Source organism: Roseburia sp. AF12-17LB (genome assembly GCF_003479605.1).
GTDB lineage: Bacteria > Bacillota > Clostridia > Lachnospirales > Lachnospiraceae > Roseburia_C > Roseburia_C amylophila.
This window is the reverse complement of record NZ_QUHR01000005.1, coordinates 45,060-59,411: the sequence shown is the minus strand read 5'-3', so window position 1 is coordinate 59,411 and position 14,352 is coordinate 45,060. Positions and strand designations below refer to the sequence as shown.

Annotated in this window: 12 protein-coding genes; 3 read left to right on the top strand and 9 right to left on the bottom strand. The window is 41.4% G+C overall.

The genetic code is table 11. The annotated features are described in order from the left end of the window. Positions 1–226: 226 nt before the first annotated feature. Positions 227–2,671: a GH36-type glycosyl hydrolase domain-containing protein gene (locus DWV68_RS07745; RefSeq protein WP_118665399.1), complete on the top strand. Its 2,445-nt coding sequence runs from the start codon at positions 227–229 to the stop codon at positions 2,669–2,671. A 125-nt stretch (positions 2,672–2,796) separates the two neighbouring features. On the opposite strand, the gene asnS is transcribed toward DWV68_RS07745, so the two are convergent. Beyond that, entirely contained in the window at positions 2,797–4,188 is a 1,392-nt protein-coding gene (gene asnS / locus DWV68_RS07740) for an asparagine--tRNA ligase (RefSeq protein ID WP_117697991.1), read from the bottom strand. Positions 4,189–4,227: 39 nt separating this feature from the next. Further along, positions 4,228–5,421: a trigger factor gene (tig, locus tag DWV68_RS07735; protein WP_158561536.1), complete on the bottom strand. Its 1,194-nt coding sequence runs from the start codon at positions 5,419–5,421 to the stop codon at positions 4,228–4,230. 224 nt (positions 5,422–5,645) lie between these two features. Here tig and DWV68_RS07730 point away from each other — a divergent pair, with 224 nt between their 5' ends. Continuing rightward, complete coding sequence (locus tag DWV68_RS07730; RefSeq protein WP_117698024.1) at positions 5,646–6,056, top strand: hypothetical protein; 411 nt, start codon at positions 5,646–5,648, stop codon at positions 6,054–6,056. Positions 6,057–6,105: 49 nt separating this feature from the next. Here DWV68_RS07730 and DWV68_RS07725 read toward each other — a convergent pair whose 3' ends face one another. The 7 genes from DWV68_RS07725 to ispE all read right to left on the bottom strand — a co-directional run bounded on the left by DWV68_RS07725 (position 6,106) and on the right by ispE (position 13,542). Further along, positions 6,106–6,552: a DUF1934 domain-containing protein gene (locus DWV68_RS07725; RefSeq protein WP_022243709.1), complete on the bottom strand. Its 447-nt coding sequence runs from the start codon at positions 6,550–6,552 to the stop codon at positions 6,106–6,108. Between the two features lie 40 nt (positions 6,553–6,592). Next, positions 6,593–7,234 carry a stage II sporulation protein R gene (gene spoIIR, locus DWV68_RS07720; RefSeq protein WP_158561838.1) on the bottom strand — a complete coding sequence of 214 codons (642 nt, stop codon included), beginning with the start codon at positions 7,232–7,234 and terminating at the stop codon, positions 6,593–6,595. 584 nt (positions 7,235–7,818) lie between these two features. Next, positions 7,819–8,958 carry a Ger(x)C family spore germination protein gene (locus DWV68_RS07715; protein WP_197420831.1) on the bottom strand — a complete coding sequence of 380 codons (1,140 nt, stop codon included), beginning with the start codon at positions 8,956–8,958 and terminating at the stop codon, positions 7,819–7,821. 55 nt (positions 8,959–9,013) lie between these two features. Beyond that, the gene (locus tag DWV68_RS07710) at positions 9,014–10,210 is read right to left on the bottom strand and encodes a GerAB/ArcD/ProY family transporter (protein WP_118057298.1); all 1,197 of its coding nucleotides are present in this window, start codon (positions 10,208–10,210) and stop codon (positions 9,014–9,016) included. A 2-nt stretch (positions 10,211–10,212) separates the two neighbouring features. Continuing rightward, positions 10,213–11,787: a spore germination protein gene (locus DWV68_RS07705; RefSeq protein ID WP_118057297.1), complete on the bottom strand. Its 1,575-nt coding sequence runs from the start codon at positions 11,785–11,787 to the stop codon at positions 10,213–10,215. Positions 11,788–11,949: 162 nt separating this feature from the next. Then, on the bottom strand, positions 11,950–12,633 hold the full coding sequence (locus DWV68_RS07700) for a GntR family transcriptional regulator (RefSeq protein WP_118057296.1): 684 nt from the start codon (positions 12,631–12,633) through the stop codon (positions 11,950–11,952). A 39-nt stretch (positions 12,634–12,672) separates the two neighbouring features. Next, a complete protein-coding gene (gene ispE / locus DWV68_RS07695) occupies positions 12,673–13,542 on the bottom strand; it encodes a 4-(cytidine 5'-diphospho)-2-C-methyl-D-erythritol kinase (RefSeq protein WP_022243715.1) in 870 nt (289 codons plus the stop codon). Positions 13,543–13,708: 166 nt separating this feature from the next. Between ispE and DWV68_RS07690 the strand changes: the two genes are divergently transcribed. Continuing rightward, a complete protein-coding gene (locus DWV68_RS07690) occupies positions 13,709–14,293 on the top strand; it encodes a hypothetical protein (protein WP_022243716.1) in 585 nt (194 codons plus the stop codon). Positions 14,294–14,352: the final 59 nt, after the last annotated feature.

Genomic DNA, 14,352 nt, shown 5'->3' with positions numbered 1-14,352 from the left:
TCTTCTATATTAAGTCGATTTTTTTCTTTCTCTTTACTTAATCGTTATCACTCTGTGTTTTCGATTCATATGACAAAAAGCTGTCATTTTCGCTCTTTTCTCCTAAAATGCATACTTTCTTCAATATTTCTGTTGCTTTTTCCTGATTCTTATATTATACTCAACCTAAAGAAATACCTCTCTTAATCGTTTTCGGACTTATTGTATTTAAGGAGGTTATTTAATTATGAAATTTGGACATTTCGATGATGCAGCGAAAGAATATGTCATCACTTCCCCAAAGACTCCACTTCCATGGATCAACTATTTAGGATGTGAAGATTTCTTTTCACTGGTTTCTAACACCTGCGGAGGATACAGTTTCTATAAAGATGCCAAGCTCCTTCGTCTTACAAGATATCGTTACAACAATATTCCTTATGACAGCAATGGACATTATTACTATATCAAAGACGGTGACATCATCTGGAATCCGGGATGGATGCCAGCCAAGACTGAATTAGATTCCTATCAGTGCCGGCATGGATTAGGCTACTCTGTTTTTGAAGGAAGCAAAAATCAGTTATCCGCAGAGCTGACCATGTTTGTTCCTATGGGAAATACCTGTGAGATTAACAAACTGACACTGACCAACCACGGCAGTGAACACAAAGAAATTTCCGTATTCTCTTATGTAGAATTCTGTCTGTGGAATGCCATGGATGATATGACAAACTTCCAGCGTAACTTCAGTACCGGTGAAGTGGAAATTCACGGCTCTGCCCTTTATCATAAGACAGAATACCGCGAACGCCGTAATCATTATGCGGTATATGCTGTAAATACCCAGCTTGCCGGATTCGATACCGACCGTGAATCTTTCCTTGGTGCTTATGGCGAAAATTCCGCGCCGGAAGTTGTCATAAACGGAACCTCTAAGAACTCTGTAGCAAGCGGCTGGTCTCCGATTGGTTCCCACCATATCAAGGTTTCTCTTGCACCGGGCGAATCAAAATCCTTTGTTTTTGTACTGGGTTATGTAGAGAATCCGGTTGCCGAGAAATGGGATGGTCCTGCTGAAAACGGATGCATCAACAGAAAACCGGCAGAAGAATTATTAAAACGTTTTGATACCACAGAAAAAGCTGACGCTGCTTTAGCAGAATTAAAAGAATACTGGAATAACCTTTTAAACCACTTTACCGTATCTTCTTCCGAAGAGAAGTTAGACCGCATGGTAAACATCTGGCATCAATATCAGTGTATGGTTACCTTTAATATGTCACGTTCCGCTTCCTATTTCGAATCCGGAATTGGACGAGGCATGGGCTTCCGTGATTCCTGTCAGGATCTTTTAGGATTTGTTCATCTGATTCCGGACCGTGCAAGACAGCGTATTTTAGATATTGCATCCACCCAGTTTGAGGATGGAAGTGCTTACCATCAGTATCAGCCACTTACCAAAAAAGGAAATGCTGATATCGGAAGCGGATTCAATGATGACCCGTTATGGCTCATTGCCGGTACTGCTGCTTATATCAAGGAGACCGGAGATTACTCCATTTTAGATGAAATCACTCCTTATGATAATGACGAAAGCAAAGCAACCGATTTTATGGAACATTTAAGACGTTCCTTCAACTATACCAGAACACACTTAGGACCACATGGACTTCCTCTGATTGGACGTGCTGACTGGAATGACTGTCTGAACTTAAACTGCTTCTCAGAAGAGCCGGGTGAATCCTTCCAGACCTTCGGACCATCTGAGGGACCAAATGCAGAGTCTGTATTTATCGCAGGCATGTTTGTAAAATATGGTAAAGATTATGTAGAAATCTGCAAACACAGAGGTCTGGAAGAAGAAGCCAAAGAAGCGGAAGAAGCAATTGCTTCCATGGAAAAAACCGTTCTCGATGCCGGCTGGGATGGCGAATGGTTCTTAAGAGCTTACGACCACTACAAACAGAAAATCGGTTCCAAAGAATGTGACGATGGTAAAATCTTTATCGAGCCGCAGGGATTCTGTGTTATGGCAGAAATCGGACTGAAAGAAGGCAATTGTCTTCAGGCAATGCAGTCTGTTGAAAAATACTTAGATACCAAATACGGTATTGTACTGCTGCAGCCACCTTATCACAAATACCATGTAGAGCTCGGTGAAATTTCTTCCTATCCACCTGGATACAAAGAAAATGCAGGTATCTTCTGTCACAACAATCCATGGATTTCCATTGCGGAAACAGTCGTTGGACGTGGCGACCGTGCATGGCAGGTATACACCAGAACCTGTCCTGCTTATATCGAAGATATCAGCGAAATCCACCGCACTGAGCCATATGTGTACTCTCAGATGATTGCCGGAAAAGATGCGCCAAACTTCGGTGAAGCAAAGAACAGCTGGCTTACCGGTACTGCTGCATGGACTTTCCTTGATGTATCCCAGTATATCTTAGGTATCCGTCCGGATTATGATGGTCTTGTAATTGATCCATGTATTCCATCTACTTTATCCGGTTTTACCGCAAAACGTGATTTCCGTGGTGTAACTTATCACATCCAGGTAAAGAATCCAAATGGTGTACAGAAAGGTGTCAAGGTTCTTACAGTAGATGGTGCTATTGCTGATGGCAATATGATTCCATTTGATCCGTCTAAGAAAGAAGTTACTGTTGAAGTAATTATGGGTTAAGCAAAATACCTCCCTTTATTTATCTTATATAAAATCAATCCATGATTCAAAAGAAGGGCGTATGAAAAAACGAAAGTTTTTTCATACGCCCTTCTTCTATATACTTCTTTTATAACCTGCTGCTCTTACAATTCACAGGTGTTAACGGTTCTTGGGAACGGAATGACATCACGGATGTTTGCCATACCGGTAAGATACATAACGCATCTTTCAAATCCAAGTCCGAAGCCTGCATGTCTTGCAGAACCATATTTACGTAAATCAAGATAGAAGCTGTAATCTTCCTCTTTTAATCCAAGTTCATGGATTCTTTCTAATAATTTATCGTAGTCATCCTCTCTCTGGCTTCCTCCGATAATTTCTCCGATTCCCGGTACCAGACAGTCAACTGCTGCAACTGTCTTGCCATCCTCATTGAGTTTCATATAGAAGGCTTTGATTTCCTTTGGATAATCTGTTACGAATACCGGTCTCTTGAAAACCTGCTCTGTTAAGAAACGCTCATGCTCGGTCTGAAGGTCACAGCCCCAGGATACCTTATAATCAAATTTATCATTATTCTTCTCCAGAAGTTCAATGGCTTCTGTATAAGTCACTCTTGCGAAATCGGAATGTAATACATTATTCAGCCGTTCAATCAGTCCCTTGTCTACGAAGGAATTAAAGAACTGCATTTCTTCCGGTGCATGTTCCATAACATAGGAAATAATATATTTCAGCATACTCTCTGCCAGTACCATGTCATCTTCCAGATCTGCAAATGCAATTTCCGGCTCAATCATCCAGAACTCTGCAGCATGTCTTGTAGTATTGGAATTCTCTGCCCTGAAGGTTGGTCCAAAGGTATAAATATTTTTGAACGCCAGTGCAAAGGTCTCTCCGTTTAACTGTCCACTTACGGTAAGATTGGTTGGTTTTCCAAAGAAATCCTGTGTATAATCAATGCTTCCGTCTTCCTTGTGTGGAATGTTATTTAAGTCCATGGTAGTAACCTGGAACATTTCTCCCGCACCCTCACAGTCACTTCCGGTAATCAGCGGAGTGTGTACATAGACAAAGTCCCTCTCCTGGAAGAACTTATGAATTGCATATGCAATCAGGGAACGTACACGGAATACTGCCTCAAAGGTATTGGTACGTGGTCTTAAATGTGAAATAGTTCTTAAATATTCGAAGCTGTGACGTTTCTTCTGTAACGGATAATCCGGTGCAGATGCGCCTTCAATTACGATTTCCTCTGCCTGAATTTCAAATGGCTGTTTTGCTTCCGGTGTAGCTTCCAGCACTCCGGTAACAACAATAGCTGCACCAACATTAATTTTGGTAAGCTCCTGAAAATTCTCCAGTCCGTCTGCATATACTACCTGCAGTGGCTCAAAGAAAGTTCCGTCATTTACTACGATAAATCCGAAGTTTTTAGAATTACGGTTACTTCTTACCCAGCCTCCGACGGTAATCTTCTTACCTACATAATCTTCCTGATGGTGAAATAAATCTCTGATGTCAACAAGTTCCATTTTTCTATCCCCCTTAGATAAAAAATTTTCTAATCCTTTTTAGTTTTCTGTATTTAATTCAGTATCTGTAACATTTTCTGTTCCTGCCTCATCTTCAACAGTTGCACTGTCAACTACTTTCTGAAGTGCCAGATTGCATACATATACTTTCTTTAAATATTCTTTTCCGCTGTCTGCGCTCAATCCATATGATTTGTATAATGTGGATTCATCGCTGTAGCTGTAATTGCTCATAAGATTTCCAACGTAGCTGTCAAAGCCATCCTGGTCAAACTCAATGCCTTCCTTTTCTGCAATTGCCTCTAAAATCATCTGTGTCTTAAGATCTGATGTCACTTCATCAGTTACATTGCTTACAAATTCATCATAATCCTGATTTGCTGTATTTTCCACATAATCCTTAAGGCTGCTTCCATCGCTGCAGTAATAGGATTCATACTGTGCCATTACCTCTTCCATACGGGCATCCAGAAGTCCATCCGGAAGTTCCTTTACGGTACATACCTCTCCTAACTTGTCCATTACTGCAGAACGGATTGCAGATTTCTTGGAGGATTCCTTAGAAGATTCCAGATAATTGCGTGCATCTGCCTTCATCTCATCTACCGTATCATAGCCAAGGCTGGCCTTAGCATTGACATATGCCACATATTCATCTGTCATATTGTCATAAGTAATATCCTGCTTCTCAACAATTTTATTGATGGTTACATTAAACACAACCGCCTGTCCTGCCAGGTCTGTATTTTTATAGCTTTCCGGGAATGTAAGATTCAAGGTTACTTTATCCCCTACTTTTGCACCGATCAGTCCTTCTTCGAAGCCGTCAATAAACGTATTGCTTCCAATCTCTAAGACCGTATCTGTTGCAGTTCCACCGCTGAATGCCACACCATCTTTTAATCCTTCATAATCGATATTTACAGCATCTCCATCCTCTACCACTGTTTTATCCGTATCTACATAGTATGGATAGTTGGTAATTACGCTATTCTCAATAAAAGTCTTCACATCATCATCACTTACGGAATAATCGTCTGTCAAAGCTACTGACAATCCCATATAATCGCCCAGTTCCACATAATCAAGCGGGTCAAAATCAATTGCCGCACTGGATACCACTTCTGTGCTCTCTGTATTCTCTACCGATTCACTTTTCTTGTCTTTTCCACAGCCAGTTACTGAAAATGCCAGTGTCAGGCATAACAATACTGCTACTATTTTCTTCTTCATATTTATTTCCCTTCTGTCTTTCATTCAAAGGCTGGATTTTTCCAGTCAGTCATACTTTCTAAAGATACCACATTTTCACCGAAAATAAAAGCATTTCATAGAATTTTTCGCATTTGCAGGTTGTCAATCCTGCCAATCAATGATACAATCATATTTGGATTTTACTTAAGGAGGTTTTCATCGTGCCAAAATTTGCGATTGTATTATTAACAATACTGATTATTATGATTATTGCCCTGATTGTTCTTTATTTTGTGGGCAAACGAGCTCAGAAAAAGAAAGAAGAACAGGATGCCCAGATTGCAGCAGCAGCACAGACCATTTCCATGCTGATTATCGATAAGAAGAAGATGCGGCTTAAAGATTCCGGTCTTCCGGCAAATGTCATTGCCCAGACTCCGAAAATGCTCCGCCGTTCCAAACTTCCAATCGTCAAAGCAAAGGTTGGTCCAAAGGTTATGACTTTAATCTGTGACGGACAGATTTTTGATTCCGTTCCGGTTAAGAAGGAAGTAAAAGCTACTGTCAGCGGGCTTTACATTACCGCAGTAAAAGGAATGCGTGGTCCTATCGAAGCACCTGCCAAAAAGAAAAAAGGCTTTATGGCAAAATTAAAAGAAAAAGCTGGTAAATAAAATAAAAATAGAGCTGGGTTTTCACCCAGCTCTATTTTTATACATCCAGCTACGCAAGACTGAATCCGCCTTTTTCTTTTGATGCAATCTTCATCTTAATGGTACAGTCTGCCAGATGCTCATAGTTTACCTCCAATGCATAATCTATCTGCACATCAATACAATGTTCTGTCTCTTCCACTTTAATATCCTTTGCATCAATTCCAACCAGAAGATTTCCAAATGGCGTTCCATAATAAGACATATTTTTCCGGTTCTTTTCAAAGACCATGTGTACATTGGAAACTCCTTTTTTTGTAATATCAATACAGTTTTCCTGCATCTTGATTATATTCTTTGTGCTTCCTTCAAAACCTTCATTTACTTCTTCATACAGCACATAATGTTTTCCGTTTTTCTGGTAATAATCCCCTACTGTAATCACTTCAACCGGCTCTGCTTCTCCTTCTGCCGGCATCTGTAATCCGCTGATTGATACAATTACATCTTTTGTCATCTAATCCGCTCCTTCTATAGAAATCCAGGTCAGTATAGCACTATTTATCCCAGAAATCCAGCCATTTCCATGAAATCTTATAATTCTTCTCTTCCATCAGAGACTGATATTCCGTCTCACTCAAGGTATCCTTCAATACCTTTTCTGATTTACCATCCACAACCTCATAGACACTTCCTTCAAAGCACATATTCGGATACATGACACACCACCAGTTATGTCCCATGCCTGCTCCGATAATCACTTCCAGTGCCTGATAAGTTCCCGCCGGGAACGTATAACTGCCATAGGTCTTTACCGGGAACTCCACGGAAGATAATTTCACCTCTACCGGATAATCATAGCCCTCCTGCCGGATGACTTCTTTTGCAATATGTATAATTTCTGGGAAGTGTTCTCTTGCAATCCGGCTGCTTTCTTCGGCTGTCTTAGCATCCTGCAAAAGTTCTCCCATTTCTTTTCCAACAGCATCCCGCACCTTAAGCTTCAGTGCCTGATCTGCTTCCCCATCACTGTTTGCCCTGACATGGAAACGCAGAATCTTTTCTGCAATGTCCTCCTGCATTCTTCGCCCCTCATAAGCCTTTTTCGCACTGCCTGCCGTAAATACCAACAGTAATAACAGCATGCCATAGAACAACGCCCTTTTTAAATACAATTTTTTTCGGTTATATTCTTTCATGGTAAAACTCCTTTTCATGTTTCTGATTTCTTATTTCTGCTTTTCCTTGCTACGCTTTCTTTCGCCATACCATTCTGACTTTCTATCTGGAATATAACCGAAAAAATTTTTTCTATACATTTTGATAACTTTTTGGGGGAGAAAATTTTATGTAGAAATGGTGTGGGGTTGTAAATTTTTCTTGGTGGGATGCGGCTGAGCTTGTAACTTTTCTTTTTGGGGACACGGTTGAGTTTGCGACTTTTCTCTCAAAAGTCGCTGGTGAAGTTGATTTGGGTATAATTTAAGAAAAATGACTCTTTTTTGCCCAATCTCCTCTGCTGTTATCTCCGAAGTTCTCTCGGTTTGGGTAAGATTCTAGAAAAATGAAGTCTTTTTACCCAATCAGAAGCAAATAACAAAGACTATGCTTCCTTCTGCAACTCATTTTGGGCAAAAAGTAATGTAATCTTTCTGTTTTTGCCCAATCTAAGTCAAATTAATAAATTAACTTAAGAAATAATAGGCTGCCATCAGCATCACCAGAACCAGACATCTTACAAAGATGTTGCCAATGTTACCAGTGTAACCGGGTGTCCAGCATCCTACGGAGATGTCACCAGCGTGACATCCCAATGATATTCCACTGTCAGGTTTTTCCGGTAACCGCTCCAATCCTTCTGAAACTGCAAATAAATATCTCTTGCATATGCCCCTAATTTATAATAACTGTTTGTTCCATCTGCATTCTGATTCTGTTGCAATTTTTCTGTCATGGCATCCATCTTTTCTTCCAAAGTCTGCTCTATTTCTGCTTCCACTTCCAGCAGTGCATTTTCATCCTGACTGTCTGTATGAAGGTCTTCCAATTTTTCATCCCTGTGCTTTGTTTTCTGCAGCAGTTCCCTGTTGCCCTGATACTTTCCATCCGCCTTTATTGTAACGGTTTCCGTCACCTGGCCATTCTGCTCCGTAAAAGCATAGCTGCAGCATAAATTACTAAGTATTACACTTTCTGCATCTTCAAGTGAAATGCTGTAGCTTTTCATCTTCTGCTCTGAGAGCAAAGCCAGTTCTCCCGTTTCCCGGTCCACTTTGCCTGCTGCCGTCCTGCCCTGCATCAGATAATATTTTTCCAGTATCATTTTATCTTCTGCACAGTTAATATAGGGAATCCACAGATTTTCGTTCTCATTTTCCCATATCCGGAACAGGCTGCCCAGGGTAACTGCCTCACTGTCCTTAAAACGTTCATCCGAGGCAATTCTTTCATTCAGATAAGTTCCTACCGGCTCTTTTAAAACTGTATCCATCTCCATCACCTGATCCGGTTCATCCTCCGTAACAAAAAGCAGCGTATTCCTCGAAAAAAGATTTTCCTCTTCCAGATACCCAAGAAATGCCCCCAGCTGCTTTTCATCCTCTAAAAGCGACCGGTTTAGAATCAATGCCTTTAAATGGTTATAATCCATCTCTCCAGGATTTTCCCCATCTGCATGCAAAAACAGCTCCATGCAGTCTTTTCCTTCCGCCAGAAGTACCGATGTATTCTCTTTTTCGCTTTTCTCATCTGCCACATCCTTAAGCTGCTCAAAGCCAAATGCCATCTGATAGTTCTCCTTTGTCAAAGTCACTGCTGCTGCCAATGGAAAATTCCGTTCTTCCAACTCTGTATTTCCACAGCCGCCAAAGCATAAGACTGCCAAAAATATCATGGAAACAATTGTCACGATCCTATTTTTCATACTGCTGCTCCTTTCCACCATTTTTTCCACTATCCTTTTTCACTATCCCTTTTCACTATCCCTTTTCCCGGCATTTACTTATCTCTCCAATGCACAGCGGAAGAATTACCGTCAACGGAAGAAATGCAATTGCCTGAATCCATATAAACATTATTTTCCACTCCGGTAGCCGGTAAAAAAGTAATGTGACTGCAAATGTAAGAACCATTACACTTGGTATTATCAATTTTTCTATACTTTTCGCATCGGCTTTTCCCGGAATTGCTTCATTTTTCCCATCCGCTTTTTGGCGCCCTTCCTTTTGCCATACAGCTTTCAGCAAATCCGAGGCATAAAACATTCCGGTATTGATAAATGCGTAAATTGTAAAGAACCAGATTGCTACCATAAAGGCATCCTGCCGTTCGAAGAAACCGCCTGGCAGTTTTATCATGCTCATTAATGTAATTGCCGGATATTTCATTTTCGGCAGCATGCCACTGCCAAAGATGCCAAGCGTAATCAGATAGATTGCAGCATTAAAAATCACTGTAACACAAAGGCTTTTCCGGCATGTTCGTCCTACACGGACATTTTCTGCAAGATAGGGCTGTAAAAACAAAACAAATGCCATTGTGCCATACAGAAGCACAACTGCCGCTGTCCCTTTAACAAAGTTTCCCCAGGAATGTACCATTACCGGAGTCCAGTAAATCGTATTGACATCCTTTGTTGCCAGAAGCAGCATTAAAATAAGTGGAAGAAATACAAACCAGAACAGGATTTCATACACCCGGGCACGCCCTTCGATGCCCTGCCAGATTCCATAGCCACATAAAAGCATTAGTAAAACTGCTGCCAGCACAAATGAACTATCCTTTAACAATTCACTCACCATCAGGTCACTTAAAAGAAATAAGCCATAGCCCGCCAGCAGAATCCCCTCGACTGTATAGACTACCAGTACAAAAATGCGAATAAAACCATTTCCTTGCTTCTTTAAAATCTCCGGATAACTTTTCCCGATATTACTGATATTGCTGGTGTTACTGCCATTTCTGGTATTACTGTTTTTCCGCTTTTCCTGTAGCAGCTCTGGAAGAAAGGTAAATAGATACACCGGCACTGCTCCCAGCAATATGGCAAATACGCCGTCTGTCCCAAGCATTTTTCCTAACAGTCCGGGAAGCAGCAACGTACTGATTCCGCACATATCAAAAATCAGGAGCCTTGCCATCTGCCTCTCTGATATTTTCTGATTTTCTGAAAACATAATTACTTTTTCCTCCTAAGCCGCAGACGATTGTGGCGTCTCGCAAAAACCGGTCTGTGCCGCAATTGATATAATGGCAGACGCAGCAGACTGTCCCGCTCATCCTGATAATCCGTTACATCTGCGCCTACAAAGGGCATCAGATATGGAATGCCAAAACTCTGAAGATGCGACAGATGAATGAGTACCGCAAGTAAAGCCATCAAAAAGCCGAAAAAGCCCAGCCACGCACACATGGCAATAAAGAAAAATTTCAAGATGCGAAATGCTGTTGCAAATTCTTCATTGGGTACCGCAAAGGAACACAGTGCTGTAAATGCCACCACAATTACCACGATAGGACTGACCAGATTTGCTTCCACCGCCGCCTGTCCGATAATCAGCCCACCGACAATTCCTATGGTATTCCCCATAGCTCCCGGAAGGCGCACGCCTGCTTCCCGCAACAGTTCAAAGGATAACTCCATCAAAAGTACCTCCACCACCCCGGGAAACGGCACTCCCTGTCTTGCTGCTGCAAAGGATAACAGCAATTTCGTCGGCAGTATCTGTGTATGAAAATTACAGACCGCAAGATACAGTCCCGGTAATGTCATGGCAAAAAAAGAAGCCAGAAAACGTAAAATTCTTCCCAATGATGCAATTTCCCAGCGGTTGTAATAGTCATCACTGGTCTGTATGAAGGAGTTATAATCCGTCGGCAGAATCAGTGCAATTGGTGAATTATCCGCAATCAGCACTACCCTTCCCTCTAAAATTGCCATAGCTGCCCGGTCCGGCCGCTGTGTGGTCTGAAACTGCGGAAATGGAGAATACCATTTTTCTTCTGTAAGCTGTTCAATGATTCCACTGTCTAAGACTCCGTCAATTTCAAATCCGTCAAGCCGCTTTTCTACCTCCTCTAAAACTCCTGGATAAATCAAATCCTCCATATACATCAAATCCACATTGGTCTTACTGCGCAGCCCTATCTTTTTCTCTTTTACCTTTACTTTCGGAGAACGAATCCTTTTACGTACTAATGCCGTATTCGCTTTTACGGACTCGGTAAATCCTTCATTAGAGCCCCTGATTACCTTTTCTGAATTTACTTCTGAAATTCCCATAGAAGGGTATCCCTTATCCGGAATCTTTAACGCTTTATCATAGCCATCTATAAATAGAATGGTATCTCCGGTCAAAAGACCTGCTGCTGCATCCGAAAAAGTATCAAAGGGCGTAACATCCGATAAGCCAAGGGCATTCTGCGACAGCCGCTCATAGACTTCTTTTTCATTATAATGACACAATTCGTTTAAAAGCCTGCCAACGAGAGATTTCTCAAAAATTGCTCCACCACCGGTTACCTCTATGTATGCTGCCATACACGCAATCTGCTGCTTCTGTCCAATCTTCATGTTTCGCATTTTAATATCCGCACACCCGGAAAATATCTTCTGAAAACGTGCAGCATTTTCCTGCAAACTGGTTGTAATTTCATCATTGTATTCTGCATTACGTTCTGTTGTATGTTCTGCGGTGTGTCCTGCGATATGCTTTGCAGTGTGCCCTGCGATTTTCTCTTCTTTCTGCTGCATAAATCAACTCCTTGGCATAATTTTTATAGTATCGGATGTCCGCCAGCTCTGCATATAAGCATGCGATTTTCCAGTCACCTGTGCATATGCAAAAAGGACAGACCCTGTGCGGTCTGTCCTTAGTGTTTCCGTATTTTGCTTTTTTATTCCTGTTTCTTTATGCTATTGGTCTTGTTCCTGCTGACGGATCATATCTTTGACTGCTTCTGCCTGATTCTTCACATGCTCCCGCATGGTTTCTGAAGCACGAAACTTGTCCTTCCTGCGAAGACTCTCTGCAATATCCTTATGTTCCTTTAATAATCTCGGATAAATCGTCTCGTCCTTTAAATATTCTACACGATAACGATACATCTGCTCCCGCAGATTGTTCAGCATGGATACCAGTTTTGCATTTCCGGTAGCATTATAAATTGCATCATGAAATGCCACATCTGCCTGTGCAATTTCTTTTACATCATCACTTTTTAAAGAATTTTCAAAATTCTGTCTTGCCTGTTCTAATGCATCAAACTGTTCATCTGTAATCTGTTCTGTTGCAAGCTGCACTGCCAGTTCATCTAAAGCTGCCCGGATCTGTAACACATCTTCCATGTCCTTTTCTGTCATGCGGGCAACCTCGGCTCCTCTTCTCGGTATGGTTACAGCAAGCCCCTCCTGCTCTAACATCCGGATGGCCTCACGAATCGGAGTCCGGCTGACTCCAAGCTTAGATGCCAGCTGCAGCTCCATCAGTCTTTCACCCGGTTTTAATTCTCCTTTTAATATTGCCTCACGAAGTGTATTAAATACAACATCTCGCAAAGGAAGATATGCATTCATATTTAATTCCAGATTATCTGTCATATATTAACCCTCCAACCCTTTTTTATAAAGGGCATGTTCTTATCTTCTATTATTATAAATATCTGTTACAAAGACCTGCCTTGCGAGCCCGCTCTGACGTACAATCGCTGCTGCCATTTTTGCCGTTTCCAATTCATCAAAAAGTCCAAATACTGTCGGGCCACTTCCACTCATCATGGCATTCAATGCACCATTTTCCCGCATCAGTTCTTTTATCTTCTCTATCTCCGGATACTTTTTTGCAGTAACCGTTTCTAAAAGATTTCCCATACTACCTGCAATTGCCGGCAAATCCTTTGTGCGGATATTCTGTATTAAGGCATCAATGTCAGGATGCTGTGTATGCTCATCCAGCTTCAGATTCTCATAGACATATTTAGTAGATACACTGACCTGCGGTTTGGCAATCACTACCGGACACTTCACCATCGGTGGCAGTGAAGTTAATTTTTCTCCAATGCCTTCTGCCAAAGCTGTACCACGCATGATGCAATACGGTACGTCAGCCCCAATCTGAACGCCCAGCTCCATCAGTTCTTTCCGCTTTATTCCAAGATTGAATAATTCATTGATTCCATAAAGCACACCTGCGGCATCCGTGCTTCCACCTGCCATCCCGGCAGCAACAGGAATCCGCTTATTCAGCCGGATATCAATGCCTTCTTCAATCTGATATTTTTCTTTCATAAGTCTCGCTGCCCGGTAAGCCAGATTACTTTCATCTACCGGAAGAAATCCAAGATTTGTCTCTAAATGTATGCCAGACTCTATTTTCTTAAGATGAAGCTGGTCATATAAATGAATGGTCTGCATAACCATCTTTACTTCATGATACCCATCTTCTCTCCGACGTAATACGTCCAATCCAAGATTTATTTTTGCCAGTGCTTTTACTGCAAGTTCGTCCATTGTTTTTCTCCTGTATTTTGTATACATGATACAAATTTATGTTATCATTTTTTCTAAAAAAGGTCAATTCTTCCTCTTATATTTTGTCCCATTCTTACCGATAAAATATATGAATAAGACTAAGAATGGATACTTAGTAAGCATTTGACCAAGGAGGGTTAAGATTATGGCAATTAATTCTATTAACAATTATGTATCTGCTGCATCCACTGTTGCCACAGATTCCAAAGTTTCTTCTAAGAAGACCGAATCTTCGAAGAATGACACCTCTACCGGTGTTATCTATGAAAAAGGCTCCAGCGACAAGAGCAGTTCTTCCCAAAAGACACAGAACTCTGCTCTCATTGCAAAGATGAAAGCTGATTCTGACAGCCGTATTTCACAGCTTCGCGGAATTGTAGAACAGATGATGAGCAAACAGGGCGCAGCCATTGGCAAAGCCGATGATATGTGGTCTTTCCTTGCAGGCGGTAACTTCACCGTTTCTGCTGATGTAAAGGCTCAGGCACAGGCTGATATTGCAGAAGACGGATACTGGGGTGTAAACCAGACCTCTGACCGTATTTTAGATTTTGCAAAAGCATTATCCGGTAATGATAAGTCCAAAGCCCAGGAATTAGCAGATGCTTTTAAAAAGGGCTTTGATCAGGCTACCAAAGCCTGGGGTGGAAAGCTTCCTGATATTTCCCAGCAGACCTATGATAAAGTATTAGAAAAATTCGATAGCTGGATGAATGGTGAAGACGATTAAATCATTTTTAAGCCACTTGCAACTACGAGAAACACGCTTTGCGAGTTTCTCGAGTTATC

What these genes read in the sequence shown, in the direction of transcription:
- DWV68_RS07745 (WP_118665399.1), top strand. Translation starts at nt 227, where the DNA reads ATGAAATTTGGACATTTCGATGATGCAGCGAAAGAATATGTCATCACT.
- asnS (WP_117697991.1), bottom strand. Translation starts at nt 4,188, where the DNA reads ATGGAACTTGTTGACATCAGAGATTTATTTCACCATCAGGAAGATTAT.
- tig (WP_158561536.1), bottom strand. Translation starts at nt 5,421, where the DNA reads ATGAAGAAGAAAATAGTAGCAGTATTGTTATGCCTGACACTGGCATTT.
- DWV68_RS07730 (WP_117698024.1), top strand. Translation starts at nt 5,646, where the DNA reads ATGATTATTGCCCTGATTGTTCTTTATTTTGTGGGCAAACGAGCTCAG.
- DWV68_RS07725 (WP_022243709.1), bottom strand. Translation starts at nt 6,552, where the DNA reads ATGACAAAAGATGTAATTGTATCAATCAGCGGATTACAGATGCCGGCA.
- spoIIR (WP_158561838.1), bottom strand. Translation starts at nt 7,234, where the DNA reads ATGAAAGAATATAACCGAAAAAAATTGTATTTAAAAAGGGCGTTGTTC.
- DWV68_RS07715 (WP_197420831.1), bottom strand. Translation starts at nt 8,958, where the DNA reads ATGAAAAATAGGATCGTGACAATTGTTTCCATGATATTTTTGGCAGTC.
- DWV68_RS07710 (WP_118057298.1), bottom strand. Translation starts at nt 10,210, where the DNA reads ATGTTTTCAGAAAATCAGAAAATATCAGAGAGGCAGATGGCAAGGCTC.
- DWV68_RS07705 (WP_118057297.1), bottom strand. Translation starts at nt 11,787, where the DNA reads ATGCAGCAGAAAGAAGAGAAAATCGCAGGGCACACTGCAAAGCATATC.
- DWV68_RS07700 (WP_118057296.1), bottom strand. Translation starts at nt 12,633, where the DNA reads ATGACAGATAATCTGGAATTAAATATGAATGCATATCTTCCTTTGCGA.
- ispE (WP_022243715.1), bottom strand. Translation starts at nt 13,542, where the DNA reads ATGGACGAACTTGCAGTAAAAGCACTGGCAAAAATAAATCTTGGATTG.
- DWV68_RS07690 (WP_022243716.1), top strand. Translation starts at nt 13,709, where the DNA reads ATGGCAATTAATTCTATTAACAATTATGTATCTGCTGCATCCACTGTT.